Source organism: Pseudoalteromonas sp. MSK9-3 (genome assembly GCF_003590335.1).
GTDB lineage: Bacteria > Pseudomonadota > Gammaproteobacteria > Enterobacterales > Alteromonadaceae > Pseudoalteromonas.
In genome coordinates, this window is sequence record NZ_MIET01000001.1 from 21,368 (window position 1) to 46,384 (window position 25,017).

Here is a 25,017-nt window from a genome sequence, read left to right on the forward strand (position 1 = left end):
GATGCGCTATGACTAAGCTCAATTTATTTCCGATAAACGTCACATAGAAGATACACACTGGAAAGTTATGATCCCAGCTAAGAAAGTTTTAAACACGCTAAATGAACATTGGAGTGTATTAGAGCTACTTTTTAAACGCTTTAAAATGACCGACTTCAGCGTTAAAGATGTGCAAAACATCATAAAACATAAAAATCCTCAATGGACCAGCGAAAGAATATTTAGAGAAACAAACCGGCTGCTTAACCAAGAGATTATCATTCCTCTAGCAAAATCCTCCCAGCTTGAAATTAATCGAGCAGTGGCGGACTTTGCCAGCTTTTTATTGCAAGAAGAGCACCTTGGTTTAGCACAAGAGATCACCGTATTGGTTAACGATCTTGAACGACTTGGGAATCGCCTAGAACAAGCCGCTGATGAAGGCGATCATAGTGAACTTCGTCGATTTAGTCGGATCATGGATGAACGAGTTAGAAAAATCATTAAGCTCTTTATTCATAACGAAAATGCAATTTTTAATATTGTAGAGCAAGCAAAATCGGATAGTAGTGCCATATCACTGCAAAAACGCTATCGCGCCGTCATTGAAGCGTTTGATGAATACATTGAGCCCATGCTTGAAATGGTCGATATTCGCGGTGAATTTCATGCTTGCTTTAACATCATCGAAACGCAGCTAAGCCAGCAAATAGACAACATAGAACTCTATGGTAGAGGCACTCAAGACAAAAGAATGCTTGAACAGTTGCGTACACGTATTTTAGATATGCATCTGATCGGCCGTGAAAGCTTAAGAAAAAGTGCTGATATGCTAATGCCTTTACGTGAGGAATTACGCAGAAATTCACTGATCACTCGTCAAGCGTCAAAAGTACTGGGCATGATCCGAAAAAATGGCGTAGATAGAATGCTCAGCCCCGTTCAACCTGAGTTTGTGTCAGATATACAACGTTTCTCACTCGGACAACAGCGTCACATGGTTGCTTATATGGCGGGGCTTGCTGAATTTGAACATGAAGAATATCAACTACCTGATCAAAATGATGTACCGGATTATCAGAGTCCACATATTCCCGATTATAGCGAAGTTAAAAAGCGCTTTTCAGGCACCGAGAAGACGAAAAAAGCGCTGTTAGGTTTTTTAACAAACGAATATCCAAAGTTAGAAGCAGACGAGCTACTGTTCTTATATCAAAAATTAGTCAGTGACGATGCACTCGACCTACAACAAGATCAGCAACGGGTCACAGTGACCATTGCAGAGCAAGACTTTTCGTTATACCCGTTTAACGCCAGCACCAAAATAGAACATGCCAATGACAACAATTAATTTAGCACATTTAACCGAGTTGCAAGCCATCAATAAAAAGCTTGCCAGTGGTTACCATATCAGTGAGCAAGACACCACATTGTGGCAACAGCTTGACCAAAACATAGACGCTTACCAAGCGTTGTTTAGTGCATTAGGTCACGATTTACACCACGATGCACGAGGCTTTTACTATTTAGCAAGTGATGAGAGTACACCCAATATGGGTAAGATTTCTCGCGCGATTGCGTTGACTGTATTTATCCTCATCGAACACTTTGCCAATCAGGGTAAAGATCCTCTGCGTGCAATTTTTGATGAAACCGCTGATTTAGAATTAATGCAAACCTTAGTGCAACTCAACAAGCACTTGTTTGATCAGCTCGAGATTTTTTCAGGTTCAGATCTCCGCAAAGACGTGTATTTAAGAATGGTGCGCTTGGGTCTTGCCCGTGAAACAGAGCAAGGCTTTATGCACTTAGCACCTTTATACCGATATATTGATGCATTAATGGAAGTCAATGAAGAGAATTTTGATGGACTAGAGGAAGAACTATGAGCGACTTATACGGCCTAAGCAAACTTGCATTATTAAATACCGCAGGCTACGCAAAGTGTGTGATCCCATTAGACAAAAGTGCCTCAATTTGTGCCCCCAATAATACCGGTAAAAGCTCGGTAATTAATGCATTGCAATTTCCACTGATCAACGACCTACGACTCACTGAATGGGATGGCCATGATTTAGAAGAAACCCGAAAGTTCTACTTTTCATCTGATCAATCCTACATTTTACTAGAGGCTAACCTGCCCCATGGCGATGTGGTGATTGGTGTCGCTGGCCTTGGTAAAATAGCCGGCTTTGCCCATCAATTTTTTTGCTACCCAGGTAAACTCAATCTTGATGACTTTACCGAAGGTAAAAGCATCATAAAATATACAAAACTATTCAAACACCTACAAAGTAAGGGCATGAAGCCCGTTGAACTAAAAGCCGCAGAGCTTAATGCGCTGTTAACTGGGGGTGCCACACAGTTTGATGGCGACATCAATTTAAAAATGATCCCGCTTAACAATGTGCAAGACGCCGCAATTTATAAAGAAATATTCCGACGCATTCTTAATTTACACAAATTAGGGGCACAAGATGTTAAACGCTTTATGCTGCGAGTATTTGAGCGCCACATGTCTAACTCACGGGTCGACTTTTATGAAGTGTGGCGTCGAGCATTCGACAAAGTAAATCGTTCACGACGTGAACTCAGTGCTTTAGAATCAATGCAAGAACCTATTGCAGCACTTGAAGATATGCTCAGCACTGACGCAACACTTAAAGGTAAGCTGGCTGCTTACGCGCCAAAAATCGATGTCGCGCTGGTAGAGTTTGAGGAATATCAACAATCTCAGCATAGCGAATTGACTGAACAGCTACAAAACATCGAACAAGAAAAGCATGACTTTGAGCAAAAGCAGCAACTATACCTGCAACAATCGCGAGATATTGAGCGCCGCCAAACACAAATAGAGCAATGGTTTGTAAACTATCATGCATTAAAAACCGAATTTGAGCTTACCAATCACGCCACACTAAAAACCAGTTTACAGCTATTAAAAAAAGAATACGAACAACTGTCTTTTTCTATAAATAGCGCGCATGGGCAAAGCTTACATACGCTCGACTTTAGAATTAGCGAAACACAAAAACAAATCAAAAGCTTAAAACTGCAATTAAAAAACTTAGAATTCAATTTATTCACTCGCATGCGTGAAGACTTGTCTTTAAAAGAAGTCGAAGAAATTTCTCGTATTCTAAACCCTGATTTACTGTCGTTTGCCACAACCAGCCAAGGGGAAATCACGATCACCGATGATGACGCATTTGGTGAATTTTTAAGTCAACTATCAACATCAGTAAAAGGCGCAGAACTCAAGGTACCCGGTGCTACCATCAAGCTGAAAAAGCTCACGCCAGTGCAAATGCAAAGTGGCGAAAATAAAGCTCAACTCGAAGCTCAGCTAACGGCACTAAAACAGTCATTGCAAGAGTTTCAGCAGCAGCGTGATGTTGCAGCCAATGTCGCGCAAAAACAACAAGAACGCGATGCACTATACGACGAACTCATGGCACTAGAGGCTGCGGTTAAACGCTTTGAGCAATATCAAACCATGTTGCAATCTGTTGATGCACAAGAGTTATTAAAAGAGCAGCTTGGCGCAGAGCGTGAGCAAGTGGACGAATACTTACAAGACGTGCAACGTAACGCCGGATCTATTTCAGACAGACGTTCAATTATAAAAAGTAAACAAGATTTACTGACGCGTCAGGCTGACCGCTTACGCCAAGTTAAATCAGAACGTATTGACCATACGCTCGATGTGTATAGCGGATCACAAACGCCTTACCCCATTGATGTTAAGATTGAATTTGATAACTTGTCAGAAGTTGTGCATCAATTTAACAAAGAGTGTAACGAACTACGCAACTTGGCCGTCAACGTCAAAAATACATACCTACATATTTATAATGCGGGGATCACCAAATTTGATAATGAAAGTGATGAGACAAGTAAATACAGTAAGCTCATAGGGGCATATCACAATATTGAAAACGAACGTGATGCCGTAGACCGACAAGCCCGTGTGGCCCTCACAGAAGTTGCCGCAACCATTAAAGGGCTTCGCGAAGACTTAGACCGACTACGTCGAGAAATGAACAGCTTTAACCGAGGGATCAGTCAACATCGTATCTCTAACCTCAAATCGTTCAAAATTAACATTATCCCACGTAAAATGCTGGTAGAGAGTATTGATACGATTATTAGTACATCAGACAGCTACGAACAGGGTGATAACCTAGACTTGCTATCAGAGCAACCTTCAGACGAAAAAGCACTCAACGAGGCCAAAGATCACCTTATCAAACTCGCAAGCGATAAAGCAGGTCTAACACTGACCGATCTCTTTGATATTCGCTTTGAAATTGTTAACCGCGCTGGCGACACTGAGCATTTTGATAAAATAGACTCAGCAGGCTCAAACGGTACCCGTATTACCATTAAGCTATTATGTGGTATGTTATTTATACGTTACTTACTCTCTGATCAAGAACAGTCTTTATTCCGTATCCCTATATACATTGATGAAGCCGCTGATATTGATCCACAAAACCAAAAAGCAATTATTGAAACCGCTTTGAGTTTTGGGTTTGTACCAATTTTCGCGTCCGTGAAGCCACAAATAAGCTGCGACTATATTGTACCAATACGCAGTGTTAAAAATGGTAGTCAAAACTGGGTTTCAGAAAAAGATTGGATAGAAGTGGAACATTCCACAAATTAAGTAGTCAGACAGGACAACACGCAGTATGGGCTGGCTTAATATCAGCCCTCTAGGAGATGAAATATGTTAAAAAATATTATGTTAGCCGCCTCAGTACTTATTTTAAGTGCATGTACCAATACCCCAGATTGGGACTATGATAAATCTGTAGAGTTTGCAAATTACAAAACCTTTGCTTGGTCTGCTGATGCGGATCTAAAAAATAATGGCGGTAATGCTTATCAAATTAACGACCTGATGGAAAAGCGTGTTCGAAATGCCATTATCGAGGCAATGCTCAAGCACAACATCAAGCTCGTTGAAACTAAAAATGCCGATATTCTAGTAAATTATCATGCCTCAGTAGACAGTAAAATTGAAGCTGATTCTTTTAATACCAGCTACACAGCACGCTGGAATTATTGGGGCTTTGGCTACCAGACACAAACCCACGCACGTGAGTATGATGTTGGCACACTCGTCATCGATGTCATAGACAAAACATCAAACCAATTAGTATGGCGCGGTGCCAAAGAAGGCCGTTTACGTAATAAACAAACACCAGATCAACGCACAGCGTCAGTGAATAAAACGGTGTCTGCCATTCTGGGGAACTTCCCTCCGAGTCAAACACACTAAACAGAACTTGCCACAACACATGAATGTTGTGGCTTCTTTTTTTATCCCTCCACGTCAAATATATTATCGCTTTATCTAGATAACTCTGAAAAACCTCTTGAAAGTACGCCTTTACTCTCGTATTGATTTGATACAAGCAGGTGTACTTTATCAATAAGTGCTCATTTTCAAAATTAAGAACAACCTGCCCCAAACCGAACAATAAATAAACACAAAAGTTGCCAAACTGAAAACATAAGGTTACATTGGGTTGTTCTTAAAAAAAGAGCAATAAGAATAAAAATCTATTAATAAAAGGAAATTAATAATGAAAAAGTCTATATTAGCGTTACTCGGCGCAACCCTATTTAGCGGCACCGCATTAGCTAATTCAGTCTCTTGCTATGTTGATACTGACGCATATGATCAGTATTCAAAAGGGTTTTGTCAGGGTGGTGAATACCGTCCTTACCCACGCCAAGGCGCTGTTGTATTCAAATTAGATGCTGCTAAACCTGTTCAAAGCGTTACATGGAGTATTCCAGGTTACTCTTCAAGCTGCTCTGGCACAACGTGTGTGGTACGAGTTGGTTTAGGCGAGCACGATGTGAATGCATGTGTCGATAAAGTGTATTATAAAGACTACACTTGGGCAGATGTAAATTGGTGTGCGGGTGCTTTCGCAAACTATTGGGGTGGCAATGGTCCACTAGACACCAACCCACAAGAGCAATAATAACTATTTAGTTTTTGTATTGCGCTATCACAGCATAGCGCAATTTAGCACGTCAATTGTTCCATTTCAGTCAGTATCGCCATCGCTTCAGACGACGTTTTACCACATGCCCACTCTACCGCTTTAAAATCATGACACACTGCGGGTCGTTCTGGTTGACCAAATAGTGTACATAGATTGTCGTCAGATAAATTTTTGCAACGCTCGCCAGCAGCTTTTCCATGTGGATGCAACGGGAAGCTTGAACTAATACTGGGTGCAATACAGCATGCCCCACAATGCAAACGACATTCCATAAAATTTACCATCAAAAAAATCGGAGCGTCAGTATATCAAAAAATAGTGTGCTTTATCTGCTTTCATTATTATTTAGTGGGCTAAGTGTTATTTTTAGCCACTCATATCTCGCTATGTAAAAAGAACCAGCAATGGCCAGCGTCAAACTCTGGCCACTTTAACTTCAACTTTCGGTATTCCAATAATCTATAAGGCTTTAATATTATTGGTTAAAAATGCTAAGGCTTGTTGCCTTGCAACATCGTTACCCTGCCCACCTATATCTGCTGATTTAAGTAAAATATGGGGTTCAAAGTCTTCTCGATATTCTCCGTTTGTTTGGTATAAACGTTCAAAACCCACTTCTAACCAGCTATCACTATACGGTAACTTAACGTGTTTAATCCCGCCAAGTAAATCAGCCATCGGCGCACCGATTACTTTTTTAGCCCCCAATGCATTTAAGCCAATCACCATGCCTTCACCCATACTGCCTGTCCAACGCCCCGCAAGCACCACAAAAGGTTGACTCAAATACGGTACTTGAGGTGTTACCTGCGCTGATTGCATTCTAGACTGCTCGTAAGGTTTACCTTGACTCTGCACTTTATACAGCTGATAAATCGCTTGTTTATCTGTAAAGTGGCCCAATATTGGCTCAGCAACCCCCGTATTGCCGCCACTCGGTGTGTTACGTAAGTCTATGATTATCCCTTTAGTGCTGTGTAGTTTTTTGATCTCTCGTTTAAATACATCAACCGTATTTAAGTCACCTAACGCGTTGTTAAATCTTACGTAACTAAAATCGCCCAATACCTCAATGGTAACTGGTTCTTTACTTTTTAGAGCATTAATACTGTTATAACTCGCAGCTAAATTAAAGGCTTTATCAATACCTTGATGGTAAACAACTAAGGTTCTTGCTTGGTTACGTTTGCCACCAAGGGCGATATTCGCTGCATAATTGCGCTGACTTTGCGTTAATTTATTAACTGTGAGGCCAGTAACGTGCTCAATCGCCAACTCAATGGATTGCCCATCAACTGACTTTACCTGCATACCGGGTTTTAACCCTTTAATATGCGCATCAGAGCCTGATTTTATATCATAGATCATCAGCTTATCGTGTTCAAATTGGACAAAAATATCAGACCCCGTCGGATACACACTATGATCAGCCTGATCATAAGGCCCCAAGTTTAAATGCGGATCAGCAAATGTACGTAAATAAGCTTGTGCGCTATCTCTAAACTCTTTTGTCGTTTTACTGGCTAACAACTTTGTTTTGTGGGGGGCTAATAATGCCTCTGCAGAACGTTCTCTATCATGTAAATACGCATAATTGTCAGACAGTGTCGATTGCAGTTCGTGCATTGCTTTTTCAGCATTAAAGGAAGTTTCTTGGCACTCAGCGTGATTAAGAAATATCATCACACTACTCAATGCCAATACCATACTTTTTTTCATGATCTTTCCCTAATCGTAAATTCTTATTATTCTTACCCCTTTCTAAATAGGGTACAGCCAATGCTGAGCTTATAGCACTATTTTCATTATCACAACCATCAATGCACCCATTTTAACTGAGTTATCATTCACTAAACCAATCTACAATAACCTTCGACAACTCATTTGGCGTTTCTAGTGGTAATATATGTCCATCTCCGGTTGACCAGCGCACTGCTACGCGCTCATTGGCGGCACATAACTTTGTTAACCATGATGGGTCAATTAATGCATCGTTCGGTGAACAATAAAATAGCGTCGGGGTGTGGTTCATGCACAACTGTTCATACAAGTCTTCACGCTTGGTCATGTGGGTATATTGGCTAATCAGTACTTCTTTACCTAATGACGCATCCATATCGACCAATACATTTATCATCGTTTGACTACTACTTGAGGCACCTAACAGTACACGTGCTCTAGCATCAGATAATCCATTATAACCGTGCTCTGCAATGAGTTTTAGAGAATGAAAACGTTGTTTAACTTCATAGTCAGGTAACGCCGAGGGAGTATTTGAAATAATTAATGTGCGCTTTACCTTATGCTCTAAAGCACATTGTAAATACGCTGCGATATACCCTCCCATAGAAAAGCCTACCAAATTGGCTGCTTCTGTATCAAAAATCATTTCGTAATATGTAACCAGCTCTTTCAACCCCACTCCGTTAGGGACCGCTAAATACACTAACTCAAACTGGTTTTTTAGCGTCAATTCTAGATGTTGCCATAACGCTTCAGTACACATAGTACCGGGCAAAAAGTAAATTTTTCCCATTAGTTCTCGTCTTTTACCAGCTAAGTATCATATCGTTTTACACAGCTATCATTGCAGCTAGCGTTTCGTGTTTGCTTCAATATTCTCTTCAACATGAGGGCTTTCACCTAGAATTTAACTAAGTGACATTAACAGCGCAACCTTCTATTTAAGCAACTGAATTATGTGTTAAATTACCACCCCTTACTTAGTCACTCGACCCTAGAAAATTTATGAAAATCACAGCGCAGTTGCCTTTAGAAATTGATACCAGATATCAGCAGTTTTTATCTTTACCTCCTTTTCAGCAATGGGCCTTTACTGTACTTGCTGTGATTTATAAACCCATTTCTTTGGGCCATTTAAATAAACTGCTAAAACAACTTACGATACAGTTAGACGAAAAAGACACCGCCGCCTTTGAGCGTATTTCATCGACTATATTGAGTAACTGGCAAGAACAAGACTTTGTCACCGTTGATAAAGGTGACATTAAACTATCCTATTTACTCAATAACAAGCTCACTCAAGATGCCATCGCTAATGATGTATTTTTGGCCATTTTAAAAGCGGGTGAAGCAGTGGTGCCAGTACTACAACTGTACGATTGGGAGCAAACATTAGAAGATGAACAACGTCTCATTCGAGACTTTTATTTTTTAAATGACCATCGCAAAGTCATTAACTTGCTTAAGCCTCATAAAAACCCACAACACATTGATTACCAGCGTACTCGCATACTGATTGAATTGGCGTTCGTACCATTCGATTTAACCCATTTTTTGGCGCTTCCAGACACAGTGCAATACCATGCGTTTGCCTCTTGGTTTTATGTGCTGCGCCAACATGGCGCATCCAATGCTTACCCGCTGTCATTACTCGAACAGGTTAATCGCCACCAGCCAGAGTACGTCGCACTGTCGCACTTATTGGCAGAACAATACCTACTGCAAGGTCGTATAGACAGCGTGCAACAAATTGTCAACGCCGACGATAAAAGCTGCTATGGCTTGCAGCTCAATGCGCTTAGTGCATTACTTACAGGAGATCTTGAACGCGCCATTGCTTTATTTGCCAGTGCGTTGGTCGCCAAAAATAAATATGCCCGCAAAAAAAACCAGTATTTAAATGGCGTGTACGGTATTTTTTATAACATCGCGTTATTAATACAAGCAAACCGACACGACCCCAGTTATTTCGCCTCGGCGGAAGCGCACATTTTTGCCCAAAGTCACGATAAACATAATCATGACCACAGCCATTATGTTGGCCAATTTTTACTGGCCACCACATCCAGTTTGTCGACGGCAACGCCGTACATATCGTCACTGCAAGAATACGTATTTTTAGCAGAATATCATGTGTTTTACGCTCATTTACTCAGCTATTTAGAGGCGTTATCAACCATTTGGTCTGATCAGGTTTATTCGCCTTGTACGCAGCTAGTTGAGGCGCACACTTTTTTTAAGACCGCAAATTACGGCCTATTTGCCACACTCATAGAGCAGCTCGGGCCAATCGAGGGTAAGCGGGAAAATAGCCACCCTATTATGGACTTTACTACGGCCATAGAACATAAAGTCGGTTGGGATCTGGCCCTTGAAAAACTCATCGCGTTGGCCCCCTCTTCAAATACGCCTAGCCAACACAATGCCGTCAAAGTCACTCGGCTTATTTGGGTCATGCACATAACCCCCTATACGGTCAGCTTTTCAGCACGTGAACAAACACAAAACGCGTCTGGCTGGAGCAAAGGCAAACCGATTGCACTGCAACGACTGTATGAGTCTCAACAGGCATTTGCGTTTTTATCAGAACACGACAAGCAATTGTGCTCGCATATTAACCGCACAGAGCAATGGCGTACAAAAACACTTTATGTACTGGAAGGCTTATCGGCTTTAAGAGCTGCCTGCGCCGCACCAAACTTGTATATGGCAGATGATTTATTCACACCCATAGAGCTGCATGAAGCAGAGCCTGAGTTGCTCATAACACAACAAGGCGATCACCTTGTGCTGAGCGTTGCTGATATTCCTGCTCAACAAACCAATACACAACACAGCTACTCGTTAATTGAACATGCACCAGAGCAATATCGGTTAACAGTGTTTTCTCCTGAACACTTAAAAGTGACTCAAATTATTGGTGAAGAAGGCTTGAGTATTCCCGTCAGAGCCAAAGACAAAGTACTCGCGGGAGTCAATGCCATTGCGCCTTTATTGAATATTCAATCTGATATTGCAGAGTTAGATACCGGCCTAGAAACACTCCCTAGCCACAGTGACATTATTATTAATATTCAGCCATTTAATGATGGCCTTGCGTTCAATTGCATGGTGATGCCTTTTGGCGAACATGGCCCAACTTTAAAACCCGGTGCAGGCAATGCCAAGATGACTACCGAGATAAAAGGTAAACGCGTTGCCACCTCTCGCGATTTAGTGAAAGAGCAAATATATCTAGACTTGCTTGACCAACACTGCCCTGCTTTTTTAGCCATGCAAGACACCCGTTTACAACTTGATGACTTACAAAGCGCGTACAATGCGCTCGAGCAACTAGAAACACTCTCGCGTTTATCGCCCTGCCCTGTGCCCATTGAATTACGTTGGCCCAAAGGCAAAAAAATGACCCTGACTAACTCGTTGCAAAGTCACCATCTACAATTGGCAATGACTAAAAAAAACCAGTGGTTTGATTTAAATGGCGAACTCTCGGTTGATGATAGCCAAGTAATAGAGCTCAAAACCTTACTGACTCTTGCAGCCCAAGCCCATGGTCGCTTTATTACCTTAGATGATCAGCAAGTGCTCGCATTATCCGATGAACTAAAACAACGATTAGATAAACTCAATGAAGCAACAGATGGCGGACAATTTCACCCATTAGCCAGTATGCATGTATCGCAGGCAACCACGGGCATGCGAATGAAAACCCTACATGCATGGGACGAACAGCATCAAAAAATGCATCAAGCTAATGCCCTAATACCCAGCGTACCCAATACTTTACAAGCGACATTACGTGATTACCAAATTGAAGGGTTTGACTGGGCTTCAAGACTGGCCCATTGGGGAGCCGGAGCCTGTCTTGCCGACGATATGGGACTAGGTAAAACATTACAAGCGCTGGCAGTATTGTTAGATAGAGCAAAAGACGGTCCAAGCTTGGTGATAGCGCCGACCTCAGTGTGTTTCAATTGGATACAAGAGGCCTACAAATTTGCCCCCAGCTTGAACATGATATTACTGGCAGATCTCAAAAGCTCACCCGAGCGCGCGACTATGCTCAGTGCCCTTAAACCGTTTGACTGTGTTGTTATTAGCTATGGATTATTGCAACGCGAAAGTGAGATGCTGCAATCACTGACCTGGCGAACCATTGTGGCCGATGAAGCCCAAGCGCTGAAAAATCCACTGGCGAAACGCTCAGTCGCCGCATGTGCGTTAAAAGGTGACTTTAAACTGATCACCACAGGCACCCCAATTGAAAATAATTTATCAGAACTTTGGAGTCTATTTCGCTTTGTAAACCCTGGGCTACTGGGTAATTTAAAACGCTTTAGCGCTCGATTCTCGACCCCTATAGAAGCCATTAAAGATGATCCGATTGCAGCAAAAAAAGCACGAAACAAGCTTAAAAACCTGATCCAACCGTTTATTTTACGACGCATGAAACACCAAGTATTAACTGAATTACCAGCTAGAACCGACATCAATATTAAAGTGCAATTAAGTGATGAAGAAATGGCATTGTATGAAGCATTGCGCCAAAGTGCCATCGACAACCTCACTCAGTCATCGAGCCAAGATCAACCCGGCGCACAAAGAATTAAAATGCTTGCTGAACTTATCAAACTGCGCCAAGCCTGTTGTAACCCCGCATTGGTATTGGCCGACAATGCCATCCCGAGCGCAAAACTTGCCGCACTCGACAAGTTACTCGATGAACTACAAGAAAATAATCACAAAGCGCTGATTTTCAGTCAGTTCGTGGGCCACCTACAACTCATAAAGCAGCACTTAGACGCAAAAGGTGTAAACTATCAGTACCTTGATGGCAGTACACCAAATAAACAACGCCAACAACGAGTCAACGCGTTTCAACAAGGTGATGGCGATGTGTTTTTGATCAGCTTAAAAGCCGGTGGTTCGGGGTTAAATCTCACCGCCGCTGACTATGTTATTCATATGGATCCGTGGTGGAACCCTGCGGTTGAAGAGCAAGCAAGCGACCGTGCTCACCGTATGGGCCAACAGCGACCAGTGACTATTTACCGTTTAATCGCAAGCGACACCATCGAAGAAAAAATTGTAGCTTTACATCAACATAAACGAGATTTGGCGCAAACCTTACTTTCAGGAAACGACCAAACCAGTAAACTCTCAGTTGCCGACATGATGGCCATGCTCAAGCAAACTTTTTGATACGGACAGCGTTTAGCCCGGATTGCCTACTCTGAATAGTTTAACAACCTGAATGTAGGCATAGTAAAACTAACCTAAAGTAAAAAATATTTGACATGACGTGGTCAAATATTCTACGCTAGGTCATGTTAACTATTTTTGACTTAGGGTAATAAATATATGACTCGTTTAGCAGAAGTTAAAACCTTTTTACAAAGTATCAGCTTTAGAGAGCTCACCTTGAGCATTGACTTACTGGCCTGTGCATATATTGGTTATTTTTATCTGCAGCGCGTCTTTTACGCCACGCCTGAACAGCTTGCCTCATCAACTTGGCTATCTGCATTATTGTTACAAGTGGTCATTTACAGCATTGCTATTATGGTGATCAGTTACATTGTATTGGCTTTTGTTAGTGACAATGAACTAGAGCAGCCACTTGACGTGCGAGAGAAACAAATTAACCTTGTTGGCTATAAATATACCGCTTACATTTTGCAAGCTGGGATCTGCATCGCTATTTTTCAATACCAAGCTGAGGCGCAAGGGTTTGGGCCATCAATTGAATACAACATACCTTTTTTACCGCTACATATTATGGTCAGTGCGTTTTTATTAGCTGAAGTTGCCAATTACAGTGCCCAGTTATACAAAGGTCGTACCGGAGACATATATGAGTAACGGAGCTATTTCTAATTCAATTCGCACACTGCGCTTTATGAACAACGAGATGACTCAAAAGCAATTAGCTGAAAAAATAGGTGTAACGAGGCAAACGGTGATGGCTATTGAAGCCAATAAATACTCACCCTCTCTTGAAGTCGCATTTAAAATAGCGCACGTATTTAACTTGCCATTAGAAGACGTATTTCAATACCAACAACACGAATGACCCGTTGCATCGAAAAAATCATCAATCTCAGTCATAGCGACATCAATAGCACCAACCGCCATCTTTAAAAGATGGCAAACAGCCCCATAAATCTGCACATATTTAATGCTTAAAACGATGCTTTTACGTTCTTTTTGCATAACCTTTATCTCATTATCTTTGAAGCACTACTGAGCAGCGCTCATCCTTTAAAACATTAATCCCTGTGTTTACTTACCATTCATTTGAACAATTACCGAATTAAAGGACTTGTTTTTCTCAATTATTGATATATTGTATACAATATTCAATTGACATATAAACGACAACAAACTGTCATTGAATACTCGTGAGTGGTGCGACAAGCAAAGCTCACATAACAGGAAATATTATAACAATAAGTACAAATACTAAGGGGTACACAATGTACAACACAGGATCAACCCGTATCACATTGCGTAAAAGCATCATTGCGTTAGCGATTTCTTCAGCAAGTGTTGGCGCAATCGCGCAGGATGAAAATACGCATAACGCAGGTGACGCCGCACAGCCAGAACGAATCATGGTCACGGGATCTCGTATTAAGCGAATTAATTTTGACGCACCTTCTCCAACAGTGGTTATTTCTGCCGAAGACATAAAATTAACTGGTGCGCAAAACGTTAATGACATCCTCACCGGTATGCCACAATTTGCTGATGGGTTTGATTCTGCATCCGGTAACTACTCTTTTGGTAACTCTGGTCTCAATATTCTTGATTTACGTAATATGGGCGAAGAACGCACACTGGTTTTAGTGAATGGTAAGCGACCTCCTTCTGTTTCAACCGATTATCAAGGTTTATTTGCAGACGTGGGGACGATACCCGCTTCATTAATTGAGCGTGTTGAAGTAATGACTGGCGGCGCTTCGGCGATTTATGGCTCAGATGCCATTGCTGGAGTGGTGAACTTTATTCTGCAAAAAGACTTTGAAGGCACCAAAGCAAACGCGCATGTGTCAGGCACACAAGACGGTGGGCACAGCACACGCAGCCTATCGATTACCCATGGGCTTAATTTCAATGACGATAATGGCAATTTTACTGTTGCGTTTGATTACCTATCAGAGTCAGCACTCACACAAAATGACCGAGAAAAAGCCTATAACTATCAACGTTCCGTTACCAACCCCAACAGAGGCGAAGGACAACCCGACAAAATTTGGGTCAAAAATGTTTCTCCGATCCCATGGGGCGTCCCTGCAACTATTTTCTCTGTCTATAATAATGCCGATGGCGGTTACGACTGGTACGATTTTGATGAAGCAAGTCAGGATGTTGCACTGCGAGCTCGCTACAAAGATATGTACGACGGCTGGTTGGTCGACGCAGCGCAAGGCTACGAAGGCACACGCTGGGGTAACATAGAAGACCCATTTGAACGTATTAATTTGTTTTCTTCTATTACCCATCAATTTGACAGCTTTGATATGGCGTTTGACGTAACGCTTGCTAGAACTGAGTCTAATAACGTCATTGATCCACCTTTTGCCCGTGCTTGGATGCAAGTGGCCGACGTTAAAGCCGCTTTTGATACCCCAGCATCAATCACAGACAATTTCCAAGATGAGGACTGGATTGGTTTTCACCACACGTTTTACGAAGTCGGTGGTAGAAAACACAAAAACGTGCGTGAGTTTTTCAGCTCTTCGTTAACGTTTTCTGGCGTGTACAACGACGATTGGTTTTGGGATGTAAACTTTTCATCAGGTAAATCAATGAATGACCTGGAGAACAATACCTCTCTAAGAGTAGACAGGTTAAATAGCCAAATGCAGGTGGCAGGCGAATGCGTTGAGGCCGGAAATTGCCCTACGTTCTCTCCCTTTGAGCGCCAGTCTCAAGCCCTAACAGACTACGTTATTGATTCATTTATCGCCACCACCGACTCCGTTAACCATGCCTTTAGTGCAAACTTATCTGGCGATGTATATGAACTTCCAGCAGGTACTATGCAAATGAGTACTGGGATGGACATCAGATATGAAGGTATTCACTTTGACCCGTCTGAGCTTTGGTCTTCTGGTAATTTGTCATCGAAAAAGCTAGCACTCGATGTCAGTCGTAATATTAAAGAAGCCTATATAGAATTGCTGGTTCCCGTATTAAGTGATATGCCTTTTGCTGAACTCGTAGAAGTAGAAGCCGCGTACCGTATTGCTGATTACTCCACCAACGAAAGTCGCTTTGAAAGTACCAAGCTCGCATTAAACTGGGCGTTTAATGAAGAAGTGCGCTTACGCTCTATTTTTTCACAGGCGGTGCGTGCGCCACAACTATACGAGCTATATGCAGGTGAAAGTATTGGCTACAGCACTATCAATGACCCATGTGATGAAGCAAACATCAACGGTGGCCCTGCCGATGGACGCCGTAAAGCAAACTGTGCTTTATATGGCATTCCAGCGGGTTGGAATTCAAATATAAAAACCACACGAGGCCAGGTCAGAAACTCAGGCAACGCGCAGTTAAAACAAGAAAAAGCAAATACCCTAACGGTTGGTATAGTTTATACCCCAACGTCACTACTAGACGGGCTAACGGTCTCTGTAGACTACTTTGATATTAAATTAAAAGACAAAATATCAGAGTTTGGAGGTCAAGATGTTATGCAAAATTGTGTGGACCTCGCACCAAATTCAATCAGTAATATGTTTTGCGATCTCGTAACACGTAAAGACAATGGTGACGTAGAGTATGTGCGGCCGCTAAGCTTAAATTTTGACGAAGGCCGGGTACGGGGTACCGATATTGAGCTTTACTATACATGGGATGCATTATCATTTACTTTTGCAGCCAGTAGATTGTATGAAGACTCGACTACTACCCAAGATTTGGCTGAAGGTACATCGGAAACTGACAACGACGCAGGTGAATTAGGCCGTCCTAAATGGGCATCAAACCTAGTAACTAAATACAGCCTTGATGACCTAACGTTAAGTTGGACGTTTAAGTTTAAAACAAGCGGCCGTTATAACGAAGATGCATCGCTTGATTTTCGTGATAGCGATACGCCTGCTCACTCTCGGGTGCACAATATCCGCGCGGACTATCAAGTAAGCGATACTGCATCTGTGTATATTGGTGTCAACAATCTTACAGATAACAATGGTGGCGATCACTGGACGACTTCTCGTGGCGGGTATAACGGCTGGTCAATATTAGGCCGAACTGGATATATGGGCGTTAACCTGAGCTTTTAGAAAGTTTACCGGCTTTAATACTCAGTCTCAGTTTTACTGAATAAAACACCTTCATGTATTTCTCATATGAAGGTGTTTTCGTTGTTGGCGGTTATCAAGCACTCTTAACTTGTGCTGCTAATGTGGTTATCATTATAAACATTAATGCCATTTTTTATCGCTGTATGTTATTGATGCTTAAGTACAAAACCACGCGTGTTATTGTTTAAATCAATGTATGAACCAACGATATCGCCCTGTTCATTTATGCCCATGGCTTCAACCAGCGTACCCGGTACATTGGTGATGGTGTTTAAATCCAACAGCTCACCTTTGTAATACACAATTGCCAACGACCCTCTTTCCGGGTTTTCTGACTTGCCTACGGCGGTACCTTGGCGATTAATATCATGAAATGCCGACAGCTCTCGGATATCTTTACCAATACCACCGACCACATGCGCGGTTAACTCACCGGTAATTGACGGGTACCAAATTGTTGCCTCTGAAGGCCTAAAAGCTTTAGGCGATTGAGCGCCAGCTACCATACCGTAATCGTTAATTTCGTTGGCTTCGCTCCAAATAGAATCTGATTTTAATAATAACGACACCCCCTTATTTTTTTGAATAAAGGCCCGGTTCGGCTTGTAAGAATAGCGTTCGTATTCCATGCCAACCACGTCTCCTAGGTTGTTCGTTGCAGAACCACGTCGGAAAAATGTTTTATGCTCATGCCTTATTACCGCATCAGTGTGTGTATTTGACCACTCAACCATTACGTCTTTATCATCGTTGTTTTCCATCCAACCGACAATATAACCATGGTCATTTATGTCGAACGCTTGGCTAGATGCAGACTCTTTACTTGAGTTAAATAATAATGGGACAACTTGGCCTTGCTCGACAAAAATACCTTGAGAACCTAAATAGCGCATACCGTTAACATTGCGAATAAAGTACTCATTACCAACAATATCACCGTGTTTATTAATAGCCGTCGCTGCACTTTCGACCGAGTTTGGGTGAGAAGATCCTAAATCAGTCATTGCGCCCGCTTGATAAACAAACGCAAACCGGCACTCTACCCGGGTACCTGATGGCGACTCACACTCTTTTTGTTTACTTCGCGTTGACCAACCTACTACCTGCCCTGCGTTATTGATGTCAAATGCAGCAGTTTCAGGCCCGCCTAAAGACCCTATATCTTCAAAGGTATAAGACAAGTCACTAGCGTGACTGATACACGCTGTTAAAACTGACATAGATAATACTGAACGAACCATTGTTTTAATGTAATTCACAACATAACTCCTTTAAGCATACATTAATTATATTACTGACACCTTGCTGTACCAGTAAGGCGCACCTTACAGGATGCATTAGAAATGACAATAAAAACAATACATTTGTATTAATACATTTGTATTAAACATGGTACGCAGTGTAATTATATGGTTCCGATAGCTTAAGCTGTAATTTTTGGCCATATTTATTAATAGTTATCAGCGTGATGTACTATAAAAGGTTTATACTTTTTTGTACCAACACTCTGCTCATTTTTGATACAGAACACGCAAGCACGTACACAAGGCGCTGCTCTAATGCGCATATAGATGTAGCATAAAAACGTGCTAAATTTTAGAAAGGCTGCAAACATGAGTTGCAAGCACCGAATATGGCCATTAACTCAAAAATGAATTATGTTGCTGAAGTTACCACACTGCGGACTACAAAGCGGTTGTAAACGCTGATATTGATTGTGCTACGTAAAACTGCCCATTTTTAGCTGCGTGCTGTTTTCATTACCTCATTGAAATGCAACTTCAACCTCTATTCTTATTCACGCCTAAAAACCACCAGCAGTGCCTTCATTGAGTCCAATGGCAGCTTTTATGCGATAAAACAAGCGAACAATGATACAGTATAACGTATCATATATTGTCACAGGTACACAAAAATATAGCTCATTCTTAAGAGGTTTACAGTGCTAATAAAAACACGTTTAGCTTTGGCAATATCTGCCGGATTACTATTGGCCGGCTGTTCAAAGCAACCAGAACAAACACAAAACAACAAAGTAGCAGCAGTCGAAACAGCCACCATCGAGAACCCATTCTTTGAGCAGTGGAATACTCCTTTTGGCGCTCCACCATTTGACCAAATTGAAACCAAGCATTTTCTACCCGCTTTTGAAAAGGCCATCGCTGAGCACAAAAAAGAAATCACCGCTATCGTTAATAACGAGCAACCAGCTGATTTCGACAATACAATTGCATCAATGGAACTAGCCGGCGCATTACTTTCTCGTGTATCCGGTGTGTTTTTCAATCTAACGGGCACTGAGTCCAGTGACGAGATGCAAGCCCTGCAGCGAAAAATTTCACCTATGTTAACCCGCCACAGTAATGAAATTAGTATGAATGAAAATTTATACAAGCGTGTTTCAACCGTGTTTAACAATCGCAATTCGTCAGATTTAAGTTCAGAACAAATCCGCGCAGCTGAATTAAATTCAGAGCAAATTCGTTTGGTAGAGCGTATTCATCGTAGCTTTGTGCACGCAGGTGCCAACTTAACGCCAGAACAGCGTACAGAGCTTGCTGCAATCAACGAGCGTATTTCTGCACTCACCACTGAGTTTGGTCAAAATTCCCTTAATGATTCTCGTGCCTTTAAACTGGTTCTTGAAGAGTCTGACTTGGCTGGTTTATCAACAGCACAACGAAATGCCGCAGCAGCTGCTGCTAAAGCAAGCGGTTTACCTGGTAAGTATGTGATCACGCTAAATCGCGCAAGCGTCCAACCTTTTCTACAGTTCTCGGAACGCCGAGATCTCAGAGAACAGGCTTTTAATGGTTGGACAAAGCGTGGTGATAACGACAATGAATTTGACAACAAAACCATTATCGTTGAAATGGTAGAATTACGTGCTCAACGCGCACAACTGTTAGGTTACAAACATCACTCTGAATACGTGTTATCAAACGCCATGGCTGGTACGCCCGAAACCGCAATGGACTTGCTACTTAAAGTGTGGGAGCCTGCGGTTGTAAAAGCTGAGCAAGAGCGCGAGTGGATAAAAGAAGTAATGGCCAAAGAAGGTGCTACGCACAAACTTGAGCCTTGGGACTGGCGCTTCTATGCTGAAAAAGTTCGTAAAGAAAAGTTTAATTTAGATCAAGGTGAAATCGCCGAGTATTTTGAACTTGAGAATATGCTTGAAGCTAAATTTTACGTCGCTAACCGCCTATTTGGTCTGACCTTTGAAGAACGCAATGATATATCTGTTTATAATCCAGTCGTAAGAGTATGGGAAGTCAAAGATAGCGCGGGTAAATCAGTAGGCTTATTCTTTGGTGATTATTATGCACGCTCTTCTAAACAATCTGGGGCTTGGATGAATTCGTTCCGAGATCAGCAAAAACTAGCCGGTGACGTAAAGCCGATTATCGTTAACAATATGAACCTAAACAAGCCTGCCGAAGGTGAAGCGACATTAATGAGCTACTCAGACGCGGTGACTTTATTCCACGAATTTGGTCATGGGTTACATGGTTTATTATCAAACGTTACATACCCTACTCTTGCCGGTACCAGTGTTCCACGCGACTGGGTTGAGTTCCCAGCTCAGTTATTCGAGCATTTTATCGCGCAACCTGAAATGCTGAAAAAGTTTGCGCTTCACCATAAAACAAATGAGCCAATGTCTGCTGAGCTTCTAGCACGTATTAAGCAAGCCAGTACCTTCAATCAAGGATTTGCAACCGTTGAGTTTACAGCTTCTGCCTTAGTCGATATGGCTTATCACCAGATGACAGAAGTGAAAGACTTAGATGTACGTGAATTTGAGGAGCAAGTGTTAAGTGCTTATGGTAAGCCTGAAGAGATCGTTATGCGCCACCGCAGTACACATTTCGGACACATTTTTGCGGGCGGTTATTCGTCAGCGTACTACGCGTATATGTGGTCTGAAATATTGGATGCCGATGGTTTTGATGCCTTCATAGAGAAAAAAGATATTTTTGATAAAGAAACCGCAGATCGCCTCTATAAATTTATCTACAGTCGAGGTGATACCTTAGACTACTTTGAAGCCTATGAAGGCTTTAGAGGCAGAAAACCAACAACGGATGCGCTACTACGCAATAGAGGACTAGATTAATCTAACCACTTAAACGCTAAAAGCCGAAGTCATAATACTTCGGCCTTTTTATTAATTTTTTAAGGTAAAACAATAATGATAGCCATTTTTTTATTTTGAAAAAGCTAGTTTGATGATCAAACGTAAAGTGCACGGCGTACACACCGTGCTATTAAATGCTCATAAGGCGTTGCAGACAAATAAATCAAAGCACTCCTGCTCTTGTCATTTTAATCACTCACAAAAACTAGATTTATAAAGAGCGGTTAAACTTCCCAGTTATGCAATAAAATTATGCCTGCCACATTATTTTTATCGACAGGTACCACTTTCAATTAAGCGTTTAACCGATGTTTTTTCGCCCGTTAGTTTACCCATTCTACCAAAGCAAGGTCGATAGTAAGTTCCTACTTGACTACCAGCCGAATCGTAGTAACCATATATTTTATATGTAAAGTAATCACTCGATGCGTAACTGTGTGCTGCATAAGTCAGTACTACAATACCACCGGCTACAATTGTTGCTAACATAGATTTTTTCATTTTTATATTCCTTCGTTATAGAGTTACCAAGCATCCCTTGGCGTTATAAACGTAGCAAGAAAATAAAATAAAATAAACACAACATTGTCAGCAAGCGTATAATCAACATATTAAATATATAAAGTGAATAAATGCACTCAGGTATATAGTAAAATCACTTAAACACTCAGCACTCATTACTATGAACCACCACTTCATTTTGCTGAACCACCAAGCTTTGGCACTCTAAATAGAAAATTCGTCAATATAAACAAAACCCCGTCAATATAAACAAAACCTCGTCAATATAAACAAAACCTCGTCAACATGAACAAAACCTCGTCAACATGAACAAAACCTCGTCGCTCTGAATTTATTTCAGAGTCCACTATCACTACCCCAATAAAAACACATAGCCCCTGACCGACGTCAAGCTAAAGCCCCAATTCGGGTAGTTTATAGTGTTGCACTTGCATGTTGAATTCGGGGAATACGCAAAAATTTGTGTTTTGTACGGCCTGTGCGTAACCCATGATGGTCACTTTCAACCGCAAAGAGCAGTAACACTGCGCAGAAGTTGCCAATATCGGCGCTAAAATTCTTAAACTATCAAAACCTGAAATACTAGAATCACTTTAATACTCACTTAGCTCAGCATCTAACTCGCTAAAAAAGCCAGAAAAATTTCTCTTAATTGCGTGCCTTAACAGTTTATGCTCAGCTGCTTATTATATCACCAGTTACTAAAACACCACCTCAATCTATTTCACGCAAGGTGTAAACCTTCTAAAAAATAAGGAAAATAGTTAATGATAATCAGAATATTAGCAACGTCACTTGTACTGTTCAGCGCAGTTTCAAGTCATGCCAACGCGCAAGATGTTATCGTCGAGGTCGTTGAAGCCCCAGATAACTTTGTGCAAATTAGTACCCCTAGGTGCGGTTACTGCCCACAATTTTTGAAACCTCTCGGCGATATAGCATGGACCAGATCATCGCAAGGTTCTACAAATGCGGCGCTGTGCTATGACTTTGTCAAATTCGATGGAGATGATGAAACTGACTGTATCATCAGATACTCAAACTACAGTGAAACTGCACATCTTGTGGATTCAACACAGACAAAATGGATTAGTATAAAATACCCAAACGGATTAGCCGCTTACACCTCTGCAGGAGAAGGCTTATTTCTTAGAATGGGTAGTCAAGCATGCAAAAGTTTTCTCAATGCACAAGATTACGTAAAAGTTAATCCCTGATTTAACATCGATCCATAAACCGCTGGCAGCCGCACGAAATAGCGTGCCCCAGCAGTCGCGCCTTCACCGCCTGCCAGCTTTAAATAAATCAACACTAAGTAAAAACTTGCAGTAAGATACTCCTCTCCTAGACACGACAACTTACCCCTATACAAAACATTTATTCTTACATTTATTGGAGAGCAGCACAGTTCCACACCTCAACGTTTTGCTTCCCAAGCTTCAATAACAACATTTTTTCAAGACTAAGGTCGGTGCAAACTATTTCCCTAAAAAATGAATTAATTCGAAAAAAAACCACAAAATTGCGTGCCTTCAAGCTTGAGCAAATCGCAAATATCCTTGTCTTATCACGAAGTAATAAGTGATACACACTTCTCCTAAATGGAAAGTTATTACTCTCATCAATTATTGAGGTTTTTATGAAAAGCATGACATTAGTATTGATAGCACTCTCGACATTTGTATCAACGTCAGCCCTAGCAGGAACTGTTACTGGCGACCAGTGCTGGACAGAAGATAACAGCGTTAAGTTCAGAGCGAAGGCATCGGTTTGGGATAGAATTGCCGAAAATAAACTTTATATCAGTGTAACGACTAATTACAACAGAACTTATACAATCACTAGACCACTAACTAATATTCAAAGCGTTTTTATGGATCATTATTTTACATCGATGTTTCAGCAATCAGGCTACCCTAATGCGCAACCAGTAAGTTATCGCATCTACGATTCATTTGGTAGCGTAGAAAAAAGCGGCACCTGTATTTAATGTAATTTTATAAAGGGGGGGTAATCCTCCCTTTCTTTGTCTGAAAAGCAGTCTTTTAACTTTCATGTTTGATATTAGTACGCGAAGTTAAGACTCATTGGGCTGACAGTTTTTTGCATCCAACACAAAACTGATACATAAAGGACCAATAAACAGACCTCGTTCAATCTCAAAGTATTGCTGTTGCCTTAGTAAAACTCATTGATAGACCTCGTTTCACTTTAAATTTTCGTGATAAAGCCACCCCCTGTAACGCCTATAGCTATGGTCACATCGTAGCCAAAACCAATGTCATAACAGAACTTTTAAACGGTTAAAAATAAATTAGTAAAATAACTTGACTTAATTTTTGAGGTGTTGCTAAATATAAAATAGGAAAAATAAAAACCAAAAAATAAATAAGACATGAAATCAATGCTTTATATTGCATTAGCGGTAAATGGGTTTACTGCCTATGCTACACAAACCATTTATGACCAAGATACTAAGGCAAATCGTGTCAGCGTCTATCAATACGGTCCTGTAGCTCAAATAATGGTGCCAAACACATCAAGTATATCGTATATCGAATCCATCGTTACCCTGTCTTCAGTGCAAGCACAATGTCATCAAGCTGCTTTATACAACGACATAACTAACAGCAAAGTGGCTGATCTTACTGTCAGCTTTCCTGCTGTTTATGGCAACATACCAATAAGATCTGCAGAAGCAGAAAAACCTATACGCCTCTCCTGCACACGAGGCAATGACTCATTCATTGTTCATCACAAAGTACCTGCTGCACCAACGATCACTTGGAGCTCTGATGTAATAGCATCTGATTGGGCTGATAATTCTTGTGTGAGACGAGACTGCCCGACTTACCCAGGGTATTTTTCAGACGTACAGTACTCTGCTCAGATTTTGGTTAATAACAACGCCAATGATGGAACCTGCTCTACAATTAATCACGTCGGCCAAACACCAGATTTACTGCCTGACTATCTGCACTCAACCCCTATACAGAGCAATCATTTCTCTCCATCTGGTAAAGCAATTTACGACGCTAATGGCGAGTATCTCGTTACCAGAATCGTTTGTAAGAATGCCGGAGGTACTAGAGTGGGAGGGCCTTGTTGATCAAATAGCTAACTCCTAATCAACTTCTCAGTTTTAACTCTGTTGCTGATATTTGGGCATACCTAGCCCAGTCATTTTATTTATTGCCTTCACTTTAATCATCGTTTCTGTATGCTGACTATTGAATTGACGACTTTTTAGCTTATCACCCATTAATTGTTTAAAACGATACATCGCTGT

18 protein-coding genes and 1 pseudogene are annotated in these 25,017 nt (G+C 41.4%); 13 read left to right on the forward strand and 6 right to left on the reverse strand.

What is annotated here, in order from left to right; all coding sequences use genetic code 11:
* Window positions 1-67: 67 nt before the first annotated feature.
* From BGP78_RS00080 to BGP78_RS00100, 5 genes are all read left to right on the forward strand, one after another.
* A complete protein-coding gene (locus BGP78_RS00080; protein ID WP_119859498.1) occupies window positions 68-1,330 on the forward strand; it encodes a hypothetical protein in 1,263 nt (420 codons plus the stop codon).
* Entirely contained in the window at window positions 1,317-1,868 is a 552-nt protein-coding gene (locus BGP78_RS00085; RefSeq protein WP_119859499.1) for a condensin complex protein MksE, read from the forward strand. Before BGP78_RS00080 ends, BGP78_RS00085 begins: the two co-directional genes overlap by 14 nt.
* Window positions 1,865-4,648, forward strand: a complete 2,784-nt coding sequence (locus tag BGP78_RS00090) for an ATPase (protein ID WP_119859500.1) — start codon at window positions 1,865-1,867, stop codon at window positions 4,646-4,648. The genes BGP78_RS00085 and BGP78_RS00090 overlap by 4 nt, the downstream gene beginning before the upstream one ends.
* Window positions 4,649-4,711: 63 nt before the next feature.
* The gene (locus BGP78_RS00095) at window positions 4,712-5,266 is read left to right on the forward strand and encodes a DUF4136 domain-containing protein (RefSeq protein ID WP_119859501.1); all 555 of its coding nucleotides are present in this window, start codon (window positions 4,712-4,714) and stop codon (window positions 5,264-5,266) included.
* A 307-nt stretch (window positions 5,267-5,573) separates the two neighbouring features.
* Window positions 5,574-5,981, forward strand: a complete 408-nt coding sequence (locus tag BGP78_RS00100; protein ID WP_119859502.1) for a hypothetical protein — start codon at window positions 5,574-5,576, stop codon at window positions 5,979-5,981.
* Window positions 5,982-6,025: 44 nt separating this feature from the next.
* Here the strand turns inward: BGP78_RS00100 and BGP78_RS00105 are convergent, their stop codons facing one another.
* From BGP78_RS00105 to BGP78_RS00115, 3 genes are all read right to left on the reverse strand, one after another.
* Window positions 6,026-6,277 (reverse strand): YkgJ family cysteine cluster protein, encoded by a 252-nt coding sequence (locus tag BGP78_RS00105; RefSeq protein WP_119859503.1) that lies wholly within the window; start codon window positions 6,275-6,277, stop codon window positions 6,026-6,028.
* A 187-nt stretch (window positions 6,278-6,464) separates the two neighbouring features.
* Window positions 6,465-7,724, reverse strand: a complete 1,260-nt coding sequence (locus tag BGP78_RS00110) for a S41 family peptidase (RefSeq protein WP_119859504.1) — start codon at window positions 7,722-7,724, stop codon at window positions 6,465-6,467.
* Between the two features lie 124 nt (window positions 7,725-7,848).
* Window positions 7,849-8,541 (reverse strand): alpha/beta fold hydrolase, encoded by a 693-nt coding sequence (locus tag BGP78_RS00115; RefSeq protein WP_119859505.1) that lies wholly within the window; start codon window positions 8,539-8,541, stop codon window positions 7,849-7,851.
* 212 nt (window positions 8,542-8,753) lie between these two features.
* Between BGP78_RS00115 and BGP78_RS00120 the strand changes: the two genes are divergently transcribed.
* The 4 genes from BGP78_RS00120 (at window position 8,754) to BGP78_RS00135 (ending at window position 17,044) form a co-directional block, all read left to right on the forward strand.
* Window positions 8,754-12,950, forward strand: a complete 4,197-nt coding sequence (locus BGP78_RS00120; RefSeq protein ID WP_119859506.1) for a DEAD/DEAH box helicase — start codon at window positions 8,754-8,756, stop codon at window positions 12,948-12,950.
* Between the two features lie 159 nt (window positions 12,951-13,109).
* Window positions 13,110-13,610, forward strand: coding sequence for a hypothetical protein (locus tag BGP78_RS00125; RefSeq protein ID WP_119859507.1), 501 nt, complete (start codon window positions 13,110-13,112; stop codon window positions 13,608-13,610).
* Window positions 13,603-13,821 (forward strand): helix-turn-helix transcriptional regulator, encoded by a 219-nt coding sequence (locus BGP78_RS00130; RefSeq protein ID WP_119859508.1) that lies wholly within the window; start codon window positions 13,603-13,605, stop codon window positions 13,819-13,821. Before BGP78_RS00125 ends, BGP78_RS00130 begins: the two co-directional genes overlap by 8 nt.
* Before the next feature lie 403 nt (window positions 13,822-14,224).
* Window positions 14,225-17,044: a TonB-dependent siderophore receptor gene (locus tag BGP78_RS00135; protein WP_119859509.1), complete on the forward strand. Its 2,820-nt coding sequence runs from the start codon at window positions 14,225-14,227 to the stop codon at window positions 17,042-17,044.
* Between the two features lie 167 nt (window positions 17,045-17,211).
* Here the strand turns inward: BGP78_RS00135 and BGP78_RS00140 are convergent, their stop codons facing one another.
* On the reverse strand, window positions 17,212-18,324 hold the full coding sequence (locus BGP78_RS00140) for a DUF3466 family protein (RefSeq protein WP_119859510.1): 1,113 nt from the start codon (window positions 18,322-18,324) through the stop codon (window positions 17,212-17,214).
* Between the two features lie 683 nt (window positions 18,325-19,007).
* Here BGP78_RS00140 and BGP78_RS00145 point away from each other — a divergent pair.
* Complete coding sequence (locus BGP78_RS00145; protein ID WP_119859511.1) at window positions 19,008-21,185, forward strand: M3 family metallopeptidase; 2,178 nt, start codon at window positions 19,008-19,010, stop codon at window positions 21,183-21,185.
* A 291-nt stretch (window positions 21,186-21,476) separates the two neighbouring features.
* On the opposite strand, the gene BGP78_RS00150 is transcribed toward BGP78_RS00145, so the two are convergent.
* Entirely contained in the window at window positions 21,477-21,707 is a 231-nt protein-coding gene (locus BGP78_RS00150; RefSeq protein WP_119859512.1) for a hypothetical protein, read from the reverse strand.
* A gap of 788 nt (window positions 21,708-22,495) precedes the next feature.
* On the opposite strand from BGP78_RS00150, the gene BGP78_RS00155 reads away from it, so the two are divergent.
* The 3 genes from BGP78_RS00155 to BGP78_RS00165 all read left to right on the forward strand — a co-directional run bounded on the left by BGP78_RS00155 (window position 22,496) and on the right by BGP78_RS00165 (window position 24,837).
* Window positions 22,496-22,945, forward strand: coding sequence for a hypothetical protein (locus BGP78_RS00155; protein WP_119859513.1), 450 nt, complete (start codon window positions 22,496-22,498; stop codon window positions 22,943-22,945).
* 422 nt (window positions 22,946-23,367) lie between these two features.
* Window positions 23,368-23,718, forward strand: a complete 351-nt coding sequence (locus tag BGP78_RS00160; protein ID WP_119859514.1) for a hypothetical protein — start codon at window positions 23,368-23,370, stop codon at window positions 23,716-23,718.
* Window positions 23,719-24,123: 405 nt separating this feature from the next.
* Window positions 24,124-24,837 carry a hypothetical protein gene (locus BGP78_RS00165; protein WP_119859515.1) on the forward strand — a complete coding sequence of 238 codons (714 nt, stop codon included), beginning with the start codon at window positions 24,124-24,126 and terminating at the stop codon, window positions 24,835-24,837.
* A gap of 33 nt (window positions 24,838-24,870) precedes the next feature.
* Here BGP78_RS00165 and BGP78_RS22790 read toward each other — a convergent pair.
* Window positions 24,871-25,017 (reverse strand): annotated as a pseudogene (locus BGP78_RS22790) (IS5/IS1182 family transposase); the annotation flags it as partial.